We start from the raw sequence: 17,087 nt of genomic DNA, 5'->3' as shown, positions 1-17,087 counted from the left end.
ATATTTTTTGTTAATTTTAGATATAAAACCCATATTTAACATCTATATCAATATCGAGAGATTTATTACAAAATTAGCTATAAATGATTTAAAACCCCAAAGTAAACTTTTAGCCAAAAGTTTACTTTGGTTTTATTTCAATCTCGAGATTAACAGAGCTACATTTAAATTAATAGGCGAGTTAATAATGCGGTCTCGCTAACTAAACGCGAACTTCGTATGCTAAGGAATTTCTAAGTTAAAAAACTGGGTTTTACCGTACGTTAACAAATTTCCATAAACGACATTTAATGTTTGTTATGGGATTTTGTTTTTAGTAATGAGTTTAAGAACTGGTTTTTGGCCGTATTTCTTTCAGATATCATCTTTTATTTATTATATATAGTTTGGAAAAATTACCATTTACACACAATCAGTATTAGTGTATTATTCGTCTGGTACACTAACGCTGAGGAGGGAAGAAATGGAAATTGAGTTTTCTCCTAATATCCCGATTTATATTCAGGTAATGGAATACATAAAAAAGGAAATTGTAACAGGTCGTTTAGCACCGGGGGATAAAATCCCAGCTGTACGTGAACTAGCCAGTGAATTACAAGTGAATCCCAATACGATTCAACGTACATTTCAAGAGCTAGAACGAGAAGGTATTGCTGTGACACGAAGAGGGACAGGGAGATTTGTAACGAGTGAAGGAGAAAAGATTATTGAACTACGCAAAGAAATGGCAACAGAGTTGCTTGATAATTTTATAAATGGAATGGACAATTTAGGATTTACGAAAGAAGAAATTCTTCCAATCCTCCATTCTGCATTAGAACAGAAAAGGAAGGGAAATGAATGACAGAGTTATTAAAAATTGAAAATCTGTGGAAAAGATATAACTTAAAAACAGTGCTTGAAGATTTAAGTGCAACAATTTCTGAAGGGAAAATTATTGGTCTTGTTGGTGATAATGGTAGCGGAAAAACGACATTATTAAAAATGATTGCTGGTTTGCGTTATCCTTCTAAAGGAACTATCACAATTGAAGGTCAGAAGGTAGGAATAGAAACAAAGAAAACTGTTTCATTTATGCCTGATAGTCCTGTTTTTGACGAGTGGATGACGATAAAAGATGCTGTAGTTTTCTATCGGGATTTTTATAGTGATTTTGATTTACATCAAGCAATGGACTTAATAGCGGAGTTTAAAATGCCATTAGAAGAGCATATAGTTGCTTTATCAAAAGGTGAAGTGGAAAAATTACAACTTATTTTAACTTTCTCCAGGAAAGCAAAGTTATATATATTAGATGAGCCATTGGGTGGAATTGATCTTGTTTCTAGAAAACATGTACTAGATTTAATTCTTAAATTTTACCGAGAAGATTGTACCATTCTCATTTCAACTCATTTAATAGAAGAAATCGAAAATATATTTGATGAAGTAATCTTTTTAAAAGACGGAACTATTATATTACATGAAAACGTAGAGGAAATTCGTTTTCATCACGGGAAAGCAGTACATGAGTTGTTTAGGGAGGTGTTTGAGCAATGAACCCACTTTTTCTCTATTTATATAAGTGCAATAGAAAAAAAATAGCAGTCTTTTATTCTGGTTTTATTATTATTTCTTTACTTCTTTTATTTAGTACGATAGGACTCTCAAGGGTACTACCTCCGTTTATAAAGGATTTAGTATTAATCATATACCTAATAATAATTGGTATATCTGCATTTTTACTTCTTCTAATAGCGCTGCCTTCTTTTAATAAAATATTAAAAAATTCTATGATTCGTTATACAGCCATCACAACCCAAATATATACATATACGAATTTATTATTTTTCACATTAATGTTTATTATTTTATTAGGTATAGGCTTAATTTTTTCATATTATTTTTCACAAAGTCTCTATGATGGAAAAGTAATTGGTTATAATCCGAGTCTTTATGGTGAGGAAGTAACCGGAGAATTTCGACAAGAATATCACAAGTTGTATAGTTATGGAATCTTCCAACACATATTTGCCTTTCTTTTATGGGGGATCGATTTCATGAGTATCCTTATTTCTTGTTATTTTATCATAGCCATTATAAGGCTGTTTCCAGTGAAGTCATGGATGAGTAAAATAATTTTATTCATCATTTTCGTTGCTATCTTTTCAACAATACAAACAATAGTAATGGATGTGTTAAGTAAATTAGAGAAATATGCAGTTACTATTAAAAGTTCTGGGTTCATGGATAAGAATGATTTTTTTGATACATCATTTTACCCTATTGAAGATTTCACTATTTTGGGTCTATGTTTTACTTGCTTGTTAATAATTGTACTCGTAGCGATTACAGGTCGCATTATCAATAAGAAATTAGAGATATAAAAAATCACTTTATAAGTAAAAGATATTTTGGGAGGAAAGCATGAGAACATCTAATCCAATGTTAAAAAAAGACAAATTCCATAAAGAAAAGACAAGCGCTTCAACAATGACAATAGGTGGAACGATAGGAAAAACATTCATTTTGCTTATCTTACTTCTTGCAGCGTCTGTCTATTCATACGTACAGATGACACAAGAGACAATGAAAATACCCGTGTTAATTGGAATTATAATAGTTACTCTAATTGTCGCTTTTGTGGTTATATTCGTTCCGCGCATATCCCCAATTTGCGCACCGATTTACGCAATATTACAAGGGGTTTTATTAGGAAGTATTTCAGCATATTATACAATGCGCTTTGGTGATTCTATCGCTTTAACTGCCGTATTACTAACAATTTCGATTTTATTTTCCATGTTAGTGTTATACGCAACTCGAATAGTAAAAGTAACTAAAAAGTTTCGTGCGGTTGTAACGGTTGCAACACTTGGAATTTTTATTATGTATTTTATTGTTTTCTTATTGAGCATCTTAGGGGTGACTGTTCCATATATTCATCAAGGTGGGACAATTAGTATTATCATAAGTGCAATTGTAATTGTTGTTGCTGCATTAGATTTATTACTAGATTTTGATTCAATTGAACATGGTACTCATAGTGGAGCACCAAAGTATATGGAATGGTACAGTGCAGTAGGACTTATGATGACATTAGTATGGTTATATCTAGAGATCCTTCGTCTGGTTTCTTACATTATGAAAAACAAAGACTAGAAAACATCCTGCATGGTTCAAACATGCAGGATGTTTTTGTATTTCGTAGTATCAATTAGGTCACGTTATGTAGAGAAAGAAAAATTTCATTTAGAGGGTACTTCAAAACTTTATCTTGATGGTGATGTGACGTTACGTTACCCCTTTTAGGATGGTGATATCAATCACTGAATATTAATATTCTTTAACTGAGCAACAGTTTCAAAACTGATTTTTAATAGAAAAAAGGGTTACAAGGTCGATTGTAGCCCTTTTTTCAAGTGTTTTTTATTTTATACGAGTCCTATAATGATTACAAGACAGAAGTATGGTTCGAAATAGCGTTGATTATATGAACCCAATCATCGCAATGAATTTCGTGCCCCGATCCTTCTAAGGGTAGTAACAAAGCATGCGGAATTTCATTAACAAGAGCAAGGCCATGCTCATATGGAAGCACTGTATCTTCTGTACCATGGATAACCAAAGTTGGTATATTAATTCCTTTTAACTTCCCCTCATAAGAATCATCGCCTTTAAGAAGGGAGTGATTAAACATACTAAGTAGGTTATTTGCTCGTTTTATTTCTTTTTCTACCTGCTTATAAGTCCTCTTCTCATCAAATTTATTCTTTGAACCACAGAGTAACGCTGATCCTGCAACCAAGTAATTTGCAACAGATTCTTCATCCGACCAATTTAGTTTGGCCCCATTAGCATGGTAAGCGAGTATCTTCTCGTCAATCGGAGGCAAATTACGGTTGTTGTCTTCAGAACCAAAAATACCTGATGCAATCAAAGTTATACTTAGAACTCTCTGTGGGTTTCTTAAGGCTATAATTTGAGCAATCATTCCACCCAATGACATTCCAACAATGTGTGCTTCGTCAATATGATATGCATCGAGTACCCCAACCGCATCATCAGCCATATCTACCACAGTATAATGGGAACTCCCCGGCTCATAAGTAGTTGACCGTCCCACATCTCTATTATCATAACGAATAACATAACGGCCCGTATCAGCTAATTGTTGACAAAATTCTTCATCCCAATAAACCATTGAACACATGGCTCCCATAATCAGTAGTACTGCTGGATCTTCTGAATTGCCAAAGCTCTCTGTACATATATCAATTTCATTAATTTTAATAATTTTTTCATTCATGATTAAATCCTCATTTCATTCATATTTAGTTAATAAAAAAGACACACTCAAATAAACCCAAACATCTTGAAATAAATAACTGGGCATAACAAATTGTGTTTAAAATTAACGTAAACGAATGAACTTGATAATCATGTTAAACACTCTCCTATAATAAGTGAATAAGGGTTTTACCCTTATTCACTTATTATTACATACCTCTATCATTTGGAATATTGGTTCGTTGTTTCTTTTTAATAATTGAAAAAATAATTCTTGTGGTATGAATCCGCACTCTTAGTTGAAGAAAAAAAGATGTTTATGATATGCAAACCTAATTAACAGGATGCATCGCTATTATTAGTCAATAATGAATAGAATTTTCGTTTTAGGGTAATCCTGAATCCTTAAGTTGATGGATGTGGGGAGTAGCAACTTGGACAACGACACCAGCAAAGCAGTTTTATCTGATTTCACTGAAACCACAATCCTCTGAAACAGTACTCAGTTTTAATACCGCCTTAATGAATGTGGGAATGATGCTTGGCTCTGCATTAGGAGGAATCATTATTCAATATACTAATATAGAAAATTTAAGCTGGATTGGTGGATTATTCGTTATACTTGCACTTATTTTTATCAGATATTCTTTCTACCTAAATAAAAAAGTTATGAAGCACCATCGACTTTAATGAATTAAAAAGTAATTTCTAAACTCAACTGCCTTGCTATTCGGTTGGATTTTTTTTTTAATACTCTCCGATATTTGGCATTTTATAAAAAAACTTGTTGGAGGTTATGAAAGGGGAAATCATCACCCACATTTGCAGTTGCGGAGGGAGAGGAAATGCATGTTAGAACGATCGTACCGAATGGCAAGTTCGCTGTGCATTTAACGCCTTTTGTAAACGAGTATTGAAGAAGAGAACAAAGAACTTTCATTAGAGTATGACTAATGAGTATAGGATTTGATGAATATCTTAGTTATTCCATTAAAGGGCGCTTTTCCGGAGTAACAATAAAAGCCCAATTTCTCAATTTTAATGCGAGAAATTGGGCTTTTTTATATTTACTTATAGTGCAAAATAGCGTTTAAAATAAGCGCAAATTACCTCCTAAAGTGACAGATATGAAAGTAGAGTTGTTTATAAATTTAAAAGAACGAATTTCAGATATGATTAAAGAGGGTTATACGGAAGAAGATGCCTTTAAAAAGGGAGTCATTTCAATAGGAGATTTGAGTGACCTAGTGGAAGAAATGCAATTGTATGGGCGAGATAAAATGAACCAATCTATTGATTCTAAAGAAGCGCAACATATTTCAACAAAAGGAATGATTGGTGGAATATTATTATTTCTATTTGGGGTCCCTCCACATGCCCATCAAGCTAACCAAGTAATTTAATAGTTACGAAATGATCCTTGTTTCAAAACTAGCAAGTGATAGAAAAGTAGGCATGCTAAAGAAGCCTATTAAAACGCGATTTTTTCGCTAGGCAGCTTGTCTATGCTTCACCGCCGTTTTATACACAATCCCTAGAATATCAAAGACGGTCATCTTCTTATACCTATGACATTTACGACCGTGTTTTTTGAGCAGCTGATAAAGGCGATGCAGAATTTTTAAAAGTTCTTCTGTGCCAACGGCTATCGCTTGAAACAGTAATGGAAAGTAATCTTTAATCATATAAATCGCTTTGTATTCACTCAGCTCCTGCTTTTTCTTTTCAAGCAGAAGCTGACGCATTTGAAACATCGTAGAAGAACAGAGGAGAATGCCGATGAGTTGTCCATATAAATGGCACTCTAGGCGTTCTCTTTTTATATTTTGACATTCATCAATTTCAAAGAATGACTTCCACGTTTTAAACAAAATTTCAATCTGCCAACGAAGTGAATATAATGGATGCACGTAGTTCGTCGGTACTTCTTCTAGCGACGTGTTCGTGATATATACATTCATGCCCATTAAACGTTTACTTTTATCCTTCATGACAATGCCTTTCTTCTTTTCACGTATCGCTTGGTTTTTAAGACGTGTTTGCGTTTGATTATCGGTTAAACGATGGATAATAACACGTGCTGGAAGTTTCTGATTTTGGCCAATGTATGCCTCAGGGATTTCTATCGTTTCACCAGGGATTAGATCAGACATCATTTGTGTCATATCAAGCTGGATGTATTCTGTCTGCTTTTTTAACGTACCATTGTTGAAGTATTCGGGTTCAGGGTTCTTGGTATAAATGCGTGTATTCAGCTTCAACCGAGAGATATAGTAAGCCTTTTTATCATGAATGGTTTGTAAGTCTCCTAAATCGAAGTAACCAAGATCACGTAAACACAAATCGCCTGCTTCTACGGTTTCAAGGCAGATGGTACCATATGTTTTATCATTATTCTTTCCTGGCCCAAGCTGCACGTTAAGAAATTGACCACTAAGTAAATCGTATTCTAATTGGATTTTCACGCCTGCCTTATTACTACTCCCACCTGAACCTTGATAGTCAGTAGCGAATTGATCAGGTAGTTGAAACACTGTTGCATCTAGAATACGGATACGATTGAAAGTAGAGATTATATGTGCAGAAAGTGAGTGATTTGAACAGAGTTTTTGTGTGAGAAGGGAAGTAAAATGCGACAGCTGCTGGATTAAAGCGTTGATTCAGTCCTTCTGGGCTAATGAGTGTAGCTGTATTTGTATAAAGCTGACTACATAATCGAGTAAGAGAATCGCTTGCTACGTGTTGACTAATCCAAATACATAAAGCGGCCAAATCTCATGCGCCATATTTACTTTTACGTTTTACGAAACCCGTCTCCTGTGCGAGCTGTTGAAGGATACTTGGGGATAGATATCGCTGTAATTCTTCAGCGAATAAATGAAACTCATCTTGAATCGATAGAGTCATACAAAACGCCATCCTTTCTGTATATTTCTACAAAAAGAATAGCGTTTTTTTGATTATATGGATACAAATTTACCTTAGATTGATAGCGATGTATGGTAACCCCAATTAGACCAACGATTTCTCCTTGGCTGAGTTTCGCTCCCCGACTTTTCCTATGGAAACGTAGAAAAACAAATGATTAAACAATTTATATTTTGTCTTTTTGTGGCTTTGTAAAATAGATTGATCATTTATAACAAAGTTTGATAATTAATAATAAAGATTGATGAAATTGTTAATTCAAATAAGACTTGTATTTGAATAAGGGAGCTATTTTTAATTATTCGTAATCTAAAATAATCAAATTTTATTTTACAGTAACATTAAAACAAAATTATTGACCACATGGTACAAAAAAGAGTGTTCTATTAATGTTATCTTTAAAATGAGAGGAGGATACGATTGAATAAACGCGGCAGACCTCGAGAGTTTGATTATTCCTCAATTGTAGATGTTGCAATGAAAACATTTTGGTTAAGAGGATATGAAGGGTGTTCTACACAAGATTTATGCAGTGATACAGGACTTGGAAAAGGAAGTTTATACAATACTTTCGGTAGTAAACATGAACTGTATAAACAAGTATTAGAACGCTACCATGAAATTGGGATTAGGGAACAAAGGAAATTGTTAGATACTCCAATTCCAGTTAAAGAACGATTAAGTAATTTTTTTGAATGGGCATTGAAAGAAGACTTTGAGAATATTGATCAAAAAGGATGTTTATTGATTAATGCCAGTATAGAACGTGCTAAAAACGATTTAATGGTACAAGAAATTTTCTCGAAGCATGTTGAACTTCTTAAACAAGCTATTGAAGCAGTGATGGAGGAAGGATTGCAAACAGGTGAAATTTCAAAGAAGCAATCAGCTGAGGAATTAGCTAGTCTGCTTTTAAGCAGTTATTACGGATTCCGTGTTCTTAATGTATCGATGCAAAATCGGATGTTGTCTGAACAAGTTATCAAAGGAACAATGGAGTCTATTTGTGGCGCTTAGTGCGCTCTTTTTTCGCACTATTTTTGTACCAATCATTACAATAATGAATAAGGAGTGTTTTTATGCCATCGATTATTTATTTATTAGCTTTAGCAATCTTTTGTATGACTACATCAGAATTTATGGTTGCAGGTATGATGAATGAACTTGCTGTTGCATTCCAGGTTTCTGTATCATCTATTGGGTATTTAATTTCAGCTTATGCAGGAGCAATGGTAATAGGAGGCCCCATTTTAACTGCAATCCTCTTACGAATGCGCAGCAAACAAGCATTATTGTTTTTAATGTTCGTATTTTTAATTGGTCAATCGCTCGGAGCTATTGCTTGGAACTATGATATTATGATGATTTCACGTATTATAACTGGTATTGCTTCAGCTTCATCTTTTGGAGTTGCGATTTCCTTTTCTGCAACATTGGTTCACTCTGATTCAAGGGGAAAAGCTGCATCAATTGTACTTGCAGGTTTAATGTTCGCAACTGTATTAGGTTTACCTATAACAACCGTTGTTTCGCAATATTTTGGCTGGCGTATTAGTTTTGGGGCTGTTTCTGTTCTTGTGCTAGTATCAGGGATTATGATTCAATGGTTGTTACCATCATCTTCAAATAAAGAGCAATTGAATTGGAAAAACGAACTTCTGCGATTTAAGAATATTCATCTTTGGGCAGCGTACGTAACAAGTATGTTCATTATTGGTGGTACGTTTGCAGCATTTAGTTATTTCACTCCTATCTTTACAAATGTCACAGGCTTTTCAAGTGCAAGTATTCCATATTTACTTGCTCTCTATGGTAGTGCGACGGTAGTTGGGAATATAGTGATTGGCAAGTTTGCTGATAAATATACAATGAAAATACTGGTGAGCGGATTGATTATATTAATAGTAGCATTGTCTTTATTTGCTTTAGGTGCAGAGAATAAATACATTGCGGTTATTTCTACGATTTTTATTGGTTTAACTGGTGTAGCATTGAATCCGGCTATGGTTGCGAGAGTAATGAAAACAGCTAGTAATGGAACAATGATAAATACCGTTCATAGTTCTTTTATTACGCTGGGTATTGTTATTGGTTCCTCACTAGGTGGTCTTGGAATCAGTAAAGGATATGGTTTTGTATCTCCGCTATGGATTGGAGCTTGTTTAGCTATCCTTGGGGTAATTTCATTATTCCCATATTTACATAAAGGAAAGGCAGATTAAGATGTTTAAAATTTCTTTATATGGGGTCACCATACATGCCCATCAACTTAAGAAATTGGTAGTTCCCCAAAACGAAGAAATTTTCGTTCTGGGGGTATTATAATATCTTAACTTGATGGGCATGGGTGCTACCCCAAAAATGAATAGAACTATGTTTTACTTTTGGATCTCGCTTACGTATCTAGCAGGCAAAGCATTTCGTATATGACATATGTGAAATACGACAGAGGCAATGCTTGAAGAGATGGTAAACTGATTGGTGACTCGTTAAATGTATTAGAGACAAAGTGACTACTAGGATAGCTATTACACGTTTAAAGGAAGAGTTAGTAGTGTCTGCAAAGTAGATGATAGAAGGCTGTGTCAAATTAATTTTGACACAGCCTTCTAATTTATTTTACGATACTTATCACAAAACCATCGTACCCTTTATTGCCAACTGTTTGTATGGCTGTAGATTCAATACGAGGTTCTTTTTCTAATATATCCATAAATTTACGTACACCTTGTACGCGGTCATCATCACTTCTTTCGTCAATAACTTCACCGTTTCGAACGACATTATCACTGATTATCAGTGCCCCATTATTAGCTAATTCTAATGCCCATTTTAAGTAATGAGGATTATTGGGTTTATCTGCATCAATAAAAATTAAGTCAAAAAATGTACCTTTTTCTTTAAGGGTAGGTAAGGTTTCTAATGCTTTTCCTACTATGACATCGACTTTACTTGTACAACCTGCGTTCTGAATATTTTTTTTAGCTATTTTTGCATACTCCGGTTCAATTTCAAGTGTATATACTTTACCAGTTTCAGGGAGTGCACGTGCAAGCCATATACTACTATATCCACCTAGGGTACCGATTTCTAATATGTTTTTAGCCCCTTTAATTTTAGCTAATAGGTACAGGAGTTTACCTTGTGTTGGTGAGACATCAATTTCTGGAATACCAGCCTCTTTATTAGCTTGTAATACTCCTTCAAGTGTTACATCAGATGGTATTAGTTTATCAATAAAATATTCATCTACATCTTTCCAAACGTTATTCAGCATAATGGTAACCTCTTTTCCAATTTTTCAAATTCTTCTAACAAAAGTGTATAATAAAATGAATCATAATAAAAATATATTATTATTATTTATCCATAACTTTAGGTTATAGATTGGGGTGAAATCATGAATATACATGGATTAAAATTGTTTTATCAAGTAGCGAGTACAGGTAGTTTCACAAAGGCGGCCAAATTGATGTGTATTAGTCAACCTGCAGTTTCTAGCCAAATTAAAAAATTTGAACATGAAATTGGAGTTCCGTTATTTAAGCAACAGGGGCGAGGTGTTGTATTAACTGATTTCGGGATAGTATTAGCAGAAAAAGCAAAAAATCTTGTTACTCTTGAAGAGCATATTGAATCTTTTATTGAGGATTATCGACTTGCCAAGACAGGAACAATTCAAATTGTTGCTACGTATCTACCTGCAAATTTTTTAATACCTAAATGGGCAGCTACGTTTAAAAGTGCAAATGAAGATGTTAATTTAGTCATTACAACTGCCAATACGAAAGATGCATTTGAGCAGCTCATACATTATAAAGCCGATATTGCAATTTATGGGGGTGGAGTATCGGAAAGACCAAAGGAAGTAACGTGGGAAGAGTTATTTGAAGATGAACTTTGGTTTGTAGTATCTACTGCTCATCCGTTTGCTAATAAAACTATTTCGTTAGTGGAGATGGTTAAAGAATCATTTATTATGCGTGAAGAAGGAAGTTCGATGAGAGAACACCTTTTTTCTTTATGCCAAACTCACCAAGTAAGACCACCAAAAATCTCACTTCAATTTAGTGGGATTAATGAAACAATTCGTTCTGTAATGGCTGGATATGGTGCAAGTTTTATTTCATCGCTAGCTGTGAGTGAGTATGTAGATAATGGCCAATTGGCGAGAGTGTATGTACAGGATATACACATTAAACATAAAATCGCTATTTGCACAAGAAAAGCTGAGAAGCATAGCTTACTTGTGCAAAAATTCATAGAAATTGTTAAAAATAGTCTGTGAGTTGAAGAATTAGATAATGCAGAACAATTCTGCAATAATGAATTTAGTATCAGAGAGAGTGTGATTGAGTTTACATTGATGATCCAGTTGAAGGGGCAAAACACTATTTAATCAATAATTAAAAAACTTAACTTTATGTAACTAACGAATGCGTTAGTTGGGGTAGCACCACACATCCATCAAGCTAACAATCGATATATCCCCCAAAATCAAGAATTTAAGCTTTATCCAGTAAAGAACTTCTAAAATTTTCGTTTTGGGGGTAATTGTTTTTCTTAGCTTGATGGGCATGGGCTGTACCCCTTTAACCGATGAATATTGCAAGTAAGAACGGCCCATTCAATATTTTCTATTCAAATATGATAGAATGAAGATATATCCAAAACGGAGGGAAAACAAATGAACTCAAACACAAAACAGTTTATTTATGATATCCAGCAAAGAAAGAACAATTATATAGAAAATGCTCTAATAGCAATACAACACCCTCAAAAAGAGCAATCTGAACAAGTCATTCAAAATATAGTAGAGAAGATGGATATGATGATTAGTTTAGTTACTACTTACATGGCTATTGAATCTGAATCTACAAAAGAATTAAAAGAGCTTCAGGAAGAACTTATTCATGCTCAAGCATATATTCAAAAACGGAAATTTGAAGAAACACAGAGATAAAACCCTGTGTTTTTACTTGGTGGACTATGACATTAATTTTTTATAAATTTGATTATTGCTTTGGCATAATCCATACAATTTGTTGAATGCGTACAATATATGGCGCCGTATCTTCAATGAGCAAATGATCTGGTTTCACATCCTTTAATTTACCTCTTATATTGCCTCTTACAGTTTCAATAACCACATGTTTACCAATTACTGATTGTAATGTCTGATATACATAGGGATTAGGCACACTTACCATATGTTGTTCACTCAAGTCATTTCCTTTCGAATAACTCATTCTATAAGACTCCTTTCTAACTTGCATTCTTTCTACTAATATATGATATAAATCTTATAAATATGCTAGAAGGATAATTCATTATAGGAACGAAAATACCATTTTAATAGAGTACGGTTTCTATTTCTACGTTGCTAAAAAAATGATTTATATAAAGTTACTTTTACTAGTTAATAGGAGATGATAAAGGGATATTTTGAATATACATCTAGGTTGCTCCTTTCTGGATATATATCATTTTAAATACGCCCTTTATTAGAATAGTGCTCATACTTTTTTTGAGATTCTTTCGTAATACGTGCGTTAAGTAAAATTGCTAATAATAAAAACACTCCATATTTTCCTACTGTAGCTCCTATGATAATCACACTACTACAAACAAGTATAATTAGTAGGATAAACGAAACTGAATAAATACGGTCATAATTCTTTGACATCTTTTCGTATTTTATGCGTTCTTTCCTTGCATTCATCTAAATTCCTCCTTTAAATTATCCATTTCACTATCAAATAAATCTCACCCTTAAAAAGGAAATAATAAATCGTTATGTAAATTAGTTTGTTTTTTTTATCAACTAATTTATATAACGTAAAAAGAAATCCTACCAATATTAAGCTTTCCAGCATGATAATCTCGACCTTCTCCTTCCTTTTAATCCCAACACATCAAATGAAAGTTGCAGCAAACAAAAAGGATCATCCCTTTTCGTAAAGGATCATCCTTTTCTTCATTCAACAATTTTCAGGTATTCTTGATTAATTAAAATAACAGCCGGTCCATCTACAACAATTCCACCAACTTCAATTTTTTCATAAGGTTCAATCTTAATAGAAGTAATCCCTTTCCGCTTCTTTAACTCGTTACTTAATTCTTGCGTTGGCATGCGTTTCATATCTTCACTCCTTCTTATTGTTTCATTTAATCTTATTATGTTNAATCCCTTTCCGCTTCTTTAACTCGTTACTTAATTCTTGCGTTGGCATGCGTTTCATATCTTCACTCCTTCTTATTGTTTCATTTAATCTTATTATGTTAAATAAATTGTAAAAATGGGTTCTAGTTCTAGAAATCCCATCAATTTGTATCGTTGACCATATATTTAGATGTTACCAACTCGCATATCTCTCTTATGAAAAGAAGATAAACAATTACTATTCACTGTCTCAGTGAATGTAAAAATTCTTAAAGATAGAGATGAGATTGATTGTTTTTTCTTCTAGAAATAATGACTTAGATATATATACCTAAAACAATGAAAGCCCTACCTNGAATGTAAAAATTCTTAAAGATAGAGATGAGATTGATTGTTTTTTCTTCTAGAAATAATGACTTAGATATATATACCTAAAACAATGAAAGCCCTACCTCTCTTTCATCCTTACGGCTCCTTGTCCGTGCCAGTGTGARTCAGGATTKCAAAAATCAAGTGACTATTTGATCGAGTTATTTAATGAAACTTCGAACGTTCGTAAAAGAAATTTAAAAATAAAAATGGATTAGATTGAAGTAATAACAAAAGAGGTTCCTACTCTAAAAGTGAGTTGAAGAAATTGAATGTCTTTGAAATGATTTGCTTTTAATACTCATCATATTCCCGAAAGATTTAGAATGTTTTTAGAGGATATAACGCATTATTTATAATGAACCTTAACAGAAACTTTTTATTTGATTTTCAGTGATTCCTTTAATTAATTCTAGTTCACTGACCAAAAATCTATATGCATCATCCAACAATTTTTTTTCGCTTGTATTGAGTGCTTTTTCTTTCTTCATACGCATTAAATCCCGTACAACTTCAGCACCTTCTTGTATTTCACCCGTTTTTACTTTGTCTGTGTTCACTTTATGTCTTTGTTTCCACGGCAGTAATTTACAGGATTCTTCATGGTGAAAAATGTGTATAATGTGCTTTAATGCAAGTATATCAATAACTGGGCGTATATTCGAATTCAATATTTTACCCGTAGGAATCATGACTTGCATATTACTGATCGACATTTTTATGACAAAATACTGTTGTTTTTTTCCTGAGAATTCTTTTTCTTCTATGGCTTCAATTATACCTGCTCCGTGCATTGGATAAACAATGTTATCGCCAATTTGAAACATATAATCCACCTCCATNCCCTGAGAATTCTTTTTCTTCTATGGCTTCAATTATACCTGCTCCGTGCATTGGATAAACAATGTTATCGCCAATTTGAAACATATAATCCACCTCCATATATGGTAACCTTCTTAACTTTAACATATATGTGTTTTTTTATCAAATATTTTATAATATCATAAAATTATTTTCGCTGTCAATTACTTTTTCTTTAAAAATCAAATCGAATAAAAATAGCACAAAAAACATAGGGAGTGTGTCAGATTTCCCATAAAGGGAAGGGGAATTTCCCCTCGTATATTCTCAAACCTCTACTCATTAACGTAGATCAGTTTTTCCCTTGAAAACGACCAAATCGATCCCTTATTTTTTTCAATCTTGTGTGGTACTCCAAAATCTCAATTCTTGCTTTTTCAGCTAGAGGTGCAATTGGTCGTAAGGCTTTTAACCCCCAATACTCAATCACTACATCAAGTACTTGATCAAAATATTGTAGTGGTCCATAGTTCGCTTCTTTTGCAATTACAGCCATTCTATTTTCAAAATCAGGCATGACGGCACCTGGCATTTTAAAATTCTTAATTACATTGGCAATATGATAGCAATAATTAGGTTCTAATTCCAAATGTGTTCGAATGACGTCTCGATAAAAAGCATAATGAAGAGTCTCATCTTTGGCAAGACGACGTAATAATGTAGCAAGATCTGGATCGTGCTTACTTGCAACCTTAGCTACATTATTGTAAAACACCATCGTTGCAAGTTCTTGTAGCGTCGTATACGTCATAGCTTCGATTGGTGTATGAAAATCAGGTTCAAATCCCCCCTCAACGACTGACTTTCTTAATTCATGTATTCGTTTAGGATTCACACTTCGAGTGAGTAGTAAATATGTCTCCAATAGATTCGAATGTTGATCCTCTTCTGATGTCCAAGTATGAATAAAGTCTGTAATAACAGAGAGGGACCCTTTAAAAGTCGCAGATAAATACGTGGTAAACCAAGGTAAATTCACTTCTGTTAATAAAGCTGTTTCAATGGCTGTAATTACACCAGTAGGAAGAGTAACTTGACTTTCATCCCAAGGAACTCTTTTAAAGTCCATTCCCTTATCCCATGGTAAAAACTCATGATAACCCCAGTCTATCTTCTGCGCTCTAATTTTATGTTGTTCATATAGTTCTTTTAAACGTGGTTCTAATCGGAAATCTAAATCATTTGTTAGCATAAAAGTCCCTCCATTTCTTATCACAGATAGTCATTCTATTTTTACTCTTAAAATTTTCTACAAATAAATATTACGTTCCTTTTTTTAAATCAAACATAATAAATTTGTAATAAAACCTTTTAAGAGCGCTATATTTTTATAGGATTTTTTTATTAAAAGGGGGACCGTTACATCTATTTTCTTTTTTTATAAAATAGATACTGAGGCATACAATATGTTAGTTAGCCTAAATAAAGAAACTAACCTCAGTAAATTCAGAATAACATTCATGGATGAAGATACTCGTCATGTTATAAATCTTCGTGAGTGTAAAAAGGTGCATGCTTATAAAGAATCATTTTATAATAAAGATAGATAGTGTTTTATACACATTAACAACTTATTTAGATGTAAATCCAATATATTAGATTGAGCACTTGAAAACCAAATAAAGTGGATGAGATAGCCTTAAACGACAAATCCCAACTAGAACAATGTACATTGGCTATGTATGGTGAGTTAGACCAAATTTTGTTATACAACAAAAAAGGGAAGAGGCGATAAACATGCAGTCAACAGAAGCGCATATGAAGGAAAAACAGCGTAGAGAAAAAATAGAAATTATATTTAGTCACAGGGTAAAAGGGGAGAGTTATTTTCACGGCTCTTCCTATCAATGGAAAAACATTGTATATCAAAATTATGATAGAATACAACAAAAAGAGATGGAAGTTGAACAACTCATTTCGAAAATGGAAAAAGCAGGGGTTCGTTTTACGCAGCACCGTTCACTCATATACTATCCCGTCATTGATTTTGTAAAATATATAGCTAAGATTTATAAGGAACCCCTCGAAATACAATAATCATATTTAAAGGAAACATTTATAAAAGGTTTATTTTCGAGGATTTTTTAACTAAAACCTTAAAAAATCATTACTACATTCTTTTTATTTTCAATACTCATCGGTTTTGTTATAATATCAACCATAGCGTATTATATTCGTTTGTATATTTTCATATTTTGGGGATTTTATTACACAAAAAGACAACTCTTAATTGGAGTTGTCTTTTATTTTTTTCGATATACACAATACTATTCTGATACAAAAACATCAAGATTCTTACAACCAAAGAAAAAGTAGGATTTCTAATAAGAGAGATCCTACTTTATTTCCTCATATTCCGTCATTATTTTATGAAACGTGTTTTTCTTTAGCTCTAACATTTGCATAAACATAGTAGCTGTCTTTTCTTCACCTTTACATTTATTACAAAAAATGTTATTATTAAAATGAATTATTTTTGTTCGGTGTAAAGGATTTG

The 17,087-nt window shown here is 33.1% G+C and carries 18 protein-coding genes and 3 pseudogenes; 11 read left to right on the top strand and 10 right to left on the bottom strand.

From position 1 onward, the window contains the following. Nucleotides 1–463: 463 nt before the first annotated feature. Genes ASE54_RS15875 through ASE54_RS15860 form a run of 4 tightly spaced genes read left to right on the top strand, consistent with a single transcriptional unit; the run spans nt 464 to nt 3,141 of the window. On the top strand, nt 464–844 hold the full coding sequence (locus tag ASE54_RS15875; protein ID WP_000401937.1) for a GntR family transcriptional regulator: 381 nt from the start codon (nt 464–466) through the stop codon (nt 842–844). After that, entirely contained in the window at nt 841–1,539 is a 699-nt protein-coding gene (locus ASE54_RS15870) for an ABC transporter ATP-binding protein (protein WP_000137754.1), read from the top strand. The genes ASE54_RS15875 and ASE54_RS15870 overlap by 4 nt, the downstream gene beginning before the upstream one ends. Further along, on the top strand, nt 1,536–2,366 hold the full coding sequence (locus ASE54_RS15865; protein WP_001068580.1) for a hypothetical protein: 831 nt from the start codon (nt 1,536–1,538) through the stop codon (nt 2,364–2,366). The genes ASE54_RS15870 and ASE54_RS15865 overlap by 4 nt, the downstream gene beginning before the upstream one ends. A 40-nt stretch (nt 2,367–2,406) precedes the next feature. Continuing rightward, nucleotides 2,407–3,141 (top strand): Bax inhibitor-1/YccA family protein, encoded by a 735-nt coding sequence (locus ASE54_RS15860; protein ID WP_001260640.1) that lies wholly within the window; start codon nt 2,407–2,409, stop codon nt 3,139–3,141. A 292-nt stretch (nt 3,142–3,433) separates the two neighbouring features. On the opposite strand, the gene ASE54_RS15855 is transcribed toward ASE54_RS15860, so the two are convergent. After that, nucleotides 3,434–4,288, bottom strand: a complete 855-nt coding sequence (locus ASE54_RS15855; RefSeq protein ID WP_001003100.1) for an alpha/beta hydrolase — start codon at nt 4,286–4,288, stop codon at nt 3,434–3,436. A 401-nt stretch (nt 4,289–4,689) separates the two neighbouring features. Here ASE54_RS15855 and ASE54_RS15850 point away from each other — a divergent pair. Both ASE54_RS15850 and ASE54_RS15845 read left to right on the top strand, forming a co-directional pair. Next, nucleotides 4,690–4,959 (top strand): annotated as a pseudogene (locus ASE54_RS15850) (MFS transporter); the annotation flags it as partial. A 437-nt stretch (nt 4,960–5,396) separates the two neighbouring features. Then, nucleotides 5,397–5,672, top strand: coding sequence for a permease prefix domain 1-containing protein (locus ASE54_RS15845; RefSeq protein ID WP_000861928.1), 276 nt, complete (start codon nt 5,397–5,399; stop codon nt 5,670–5,672). Nucleotides 5,673–5,759: 87 nt separating this feature from the next. Here the strand turns inward: ASE54_RS15845 and ASE54_RS15840 are convergent. After that, nucleotides 5,760–7,176, bottom strand: a pseudogene (locus tag ASE54_RS15840) (IS4 family transposase). Nucleotides 7,177–7,617: 441 nt separating this feature from the next. Here ASE54_RS15840 and ASE54_RS15835 point away from each other — a divergent pair. Together ASE54_RS15835 and ASE54_RS15830 are read left to right on the top strand one after the other, a co-directional pair. Beyond that, a complete protein-coding gene (locus ASE54_RS15835) occupies nt 7,618–8,214 on the top strand; it encodes a TetR/AcrR family transcriptional regulator (RefSeq protein ID WP_001042192.1) in 597 nt (198 codons plus the stop codon). A 62-nt stretch (nt 8,215–8,276) separates the two neighbouring features. Continuing rightward, on the top strand, nt 8,277–9,419 hold the full coding sequence (locus ASE54_RS15830; RefSeq protein WP_001139236.1) for an MFS transporter: 1,143 nt from the start codon (nt 8,277–8,279) through the stop codon (nt 9,417–9,419). Between the two features lie 392 nt (nt 9,420–9,811). On the opposite strand, the gene ASE54_RS15825 is transcribed toward ASE54_RS15830, so the two are convergent. Beyond that, nucleotides 9,812–10,474: an O-methyltransferase gene (locus ASE54_RS15825; protein WP_000933896.1), complete on the bottom strand. Its 663-nt coding sequence runs from the start codon at nt 10,472–10,474 to the stop codon at nt 9,812–9,814. Between the two features lie 123 nt (nt 10,475–10,597). Between ASE54_RS15825 and ASE54_RS15820 the strand changes: the two genes are divergently transcribed. Beyond that, the gene (locus ASE54_RS15820; protein ID WP_001020813.1) at nt 10,598–11,485 is read left to right on the top strand and encodes a LysR family transcriptional regulator; all 888 of its coding nucleotides are present in this window, start codon (nt 10,598–10,600) and stop codon (nt 11,483–11,485) included. A 399-nt stretch (nt 11,486–11,884) separates the two neighbouring features. Beyond that, nucleotides 11,885–12,160, top strand: a complete 276-nt coding sequence (locus tag ASE54_RS15815) for a hypothetical protein (RefSeq protein WP_001087715.1) — start codon at nt 11,885–11,887, stop codon at nt 12,158–12,160. A 52-nt stretch (nt 12,161–12,212) separates the two neighbouring features. Here ASE54_RS15815 and ASE54_RS15810 read toward each other — a convergent pair whose 3' ends face one another. The 6 genes from ASE54_RS15810 to ASE54_RS15795 form a co-directional block, all read right to left on the bottom strand. After that, nucleotides 12,213–12,446: a YuzF family protein gene (locus ASE54_RS15810; protein WP_000122390.1), complete on the bottom strand. Its 234-nt coding sequence runs from the start codon at nt 12,444–12,446 to the stop codon at nt 12,213–12,215. A gap of 239 nt (nt 12,447–12,685) precedes the next feature. Next, on the bottom strand, nt 12,686–12,919 hold the full coding sequence (locus ASE54_RS15805) for a hypothetical protein (protein WP_003254583.1): 234 nt from the start codon (nt 12,917–12,919) through the stop codon (nt 12,686–12,688). A gap of 255 nt (nt 12,920–13,174) precedes the next feature. Continuing rightward, nucleotides 13,175–13,339: a BC1881 family protein gene (locus ASE54_RS34430; RefSeq protein WP_000827566.1), complete on the bottom strand. Its 165-nt coding sequence runs from the start codon at nt 13,337–13,339 to the stop codon at nt 13,175–13,177. Between the two features lie 755 nt (nt 13,340–14,094). Further along, nucleotides 14,095–14,556, bottom strand: coding sequence for a CarD family transcriptional regulator (locus ASE54_RS15800; protein WP_000486306.1), 462 nt, complete (start codon nt 14,554–14,556; stop codon nt 14,095–14,097). A gap of 16 nt (nt 14,557–14,572) precedes the next feature. Then, nucleotides 14,573–14,656, bottom strand: an 84-nt coding sequence (locus tag ASE54_RS35780; protein WP_002131741.1) for a CarD family transcriptional regulator, incomplete at its 3' end; no start/stop codon positions are given. Nucleotides 14,657–14,882: 226 nt separating this feature from the next. Further along, nucleotides 14,883–15,782 (bottom strand): acyl-ACP desaturase, encoded by a 900-nt coding sequence (locus ASE54_RS15795; RefSeq protein ID WP_000957109.1) that lies wholly within the window; start codon nt 15,780–15,782, stop codon nt 14,883–14,885. Nucleotides 15,783–16,327: 545 nt separating this feature from the next. Between ASE54_RS15795 and ASE54_RS15790 the strand changes: the two genes are divergently transcribed. Continuing rightward, nucleotides 16,328–16,627, top strand: a complete 300-nt coding sequence (locus ASE54_RS15790; protein ID WP_001191997.1) for a hypothetical protein — start codon at nt 16,328–16,330, stop codon at nt 16,625–16,627. 299 nt (nt 16,628–16,926) lie between these two features. On the opposite strand, the pseudogene ASE54_RS37000 reads toward ASE54_RS15790, so the two are convergent. Then, nucleotides 16,927–17,034: pseudogene (locus ASE54_RS37000) on the bottom strand (integrase); the annotation flags it as partial. Nucleotides 17,035–17,087 lie beyond the last annotated feature (53 nt).

The sequence above is a fragment of the Bacillus sp. Root131 genome (assembly GCF_001429475.1).
Lineage (GTDB): Bacteria > Bacillota > Bacilli > Bacillales > Bacillaceae_G > Bacillus_A > Bacillus_A thuringiensis_S.
Note: the sequence above shows the minus strand (reverse complement) of the source record. Positions and strands in the feature narration are given on the sequence as shown.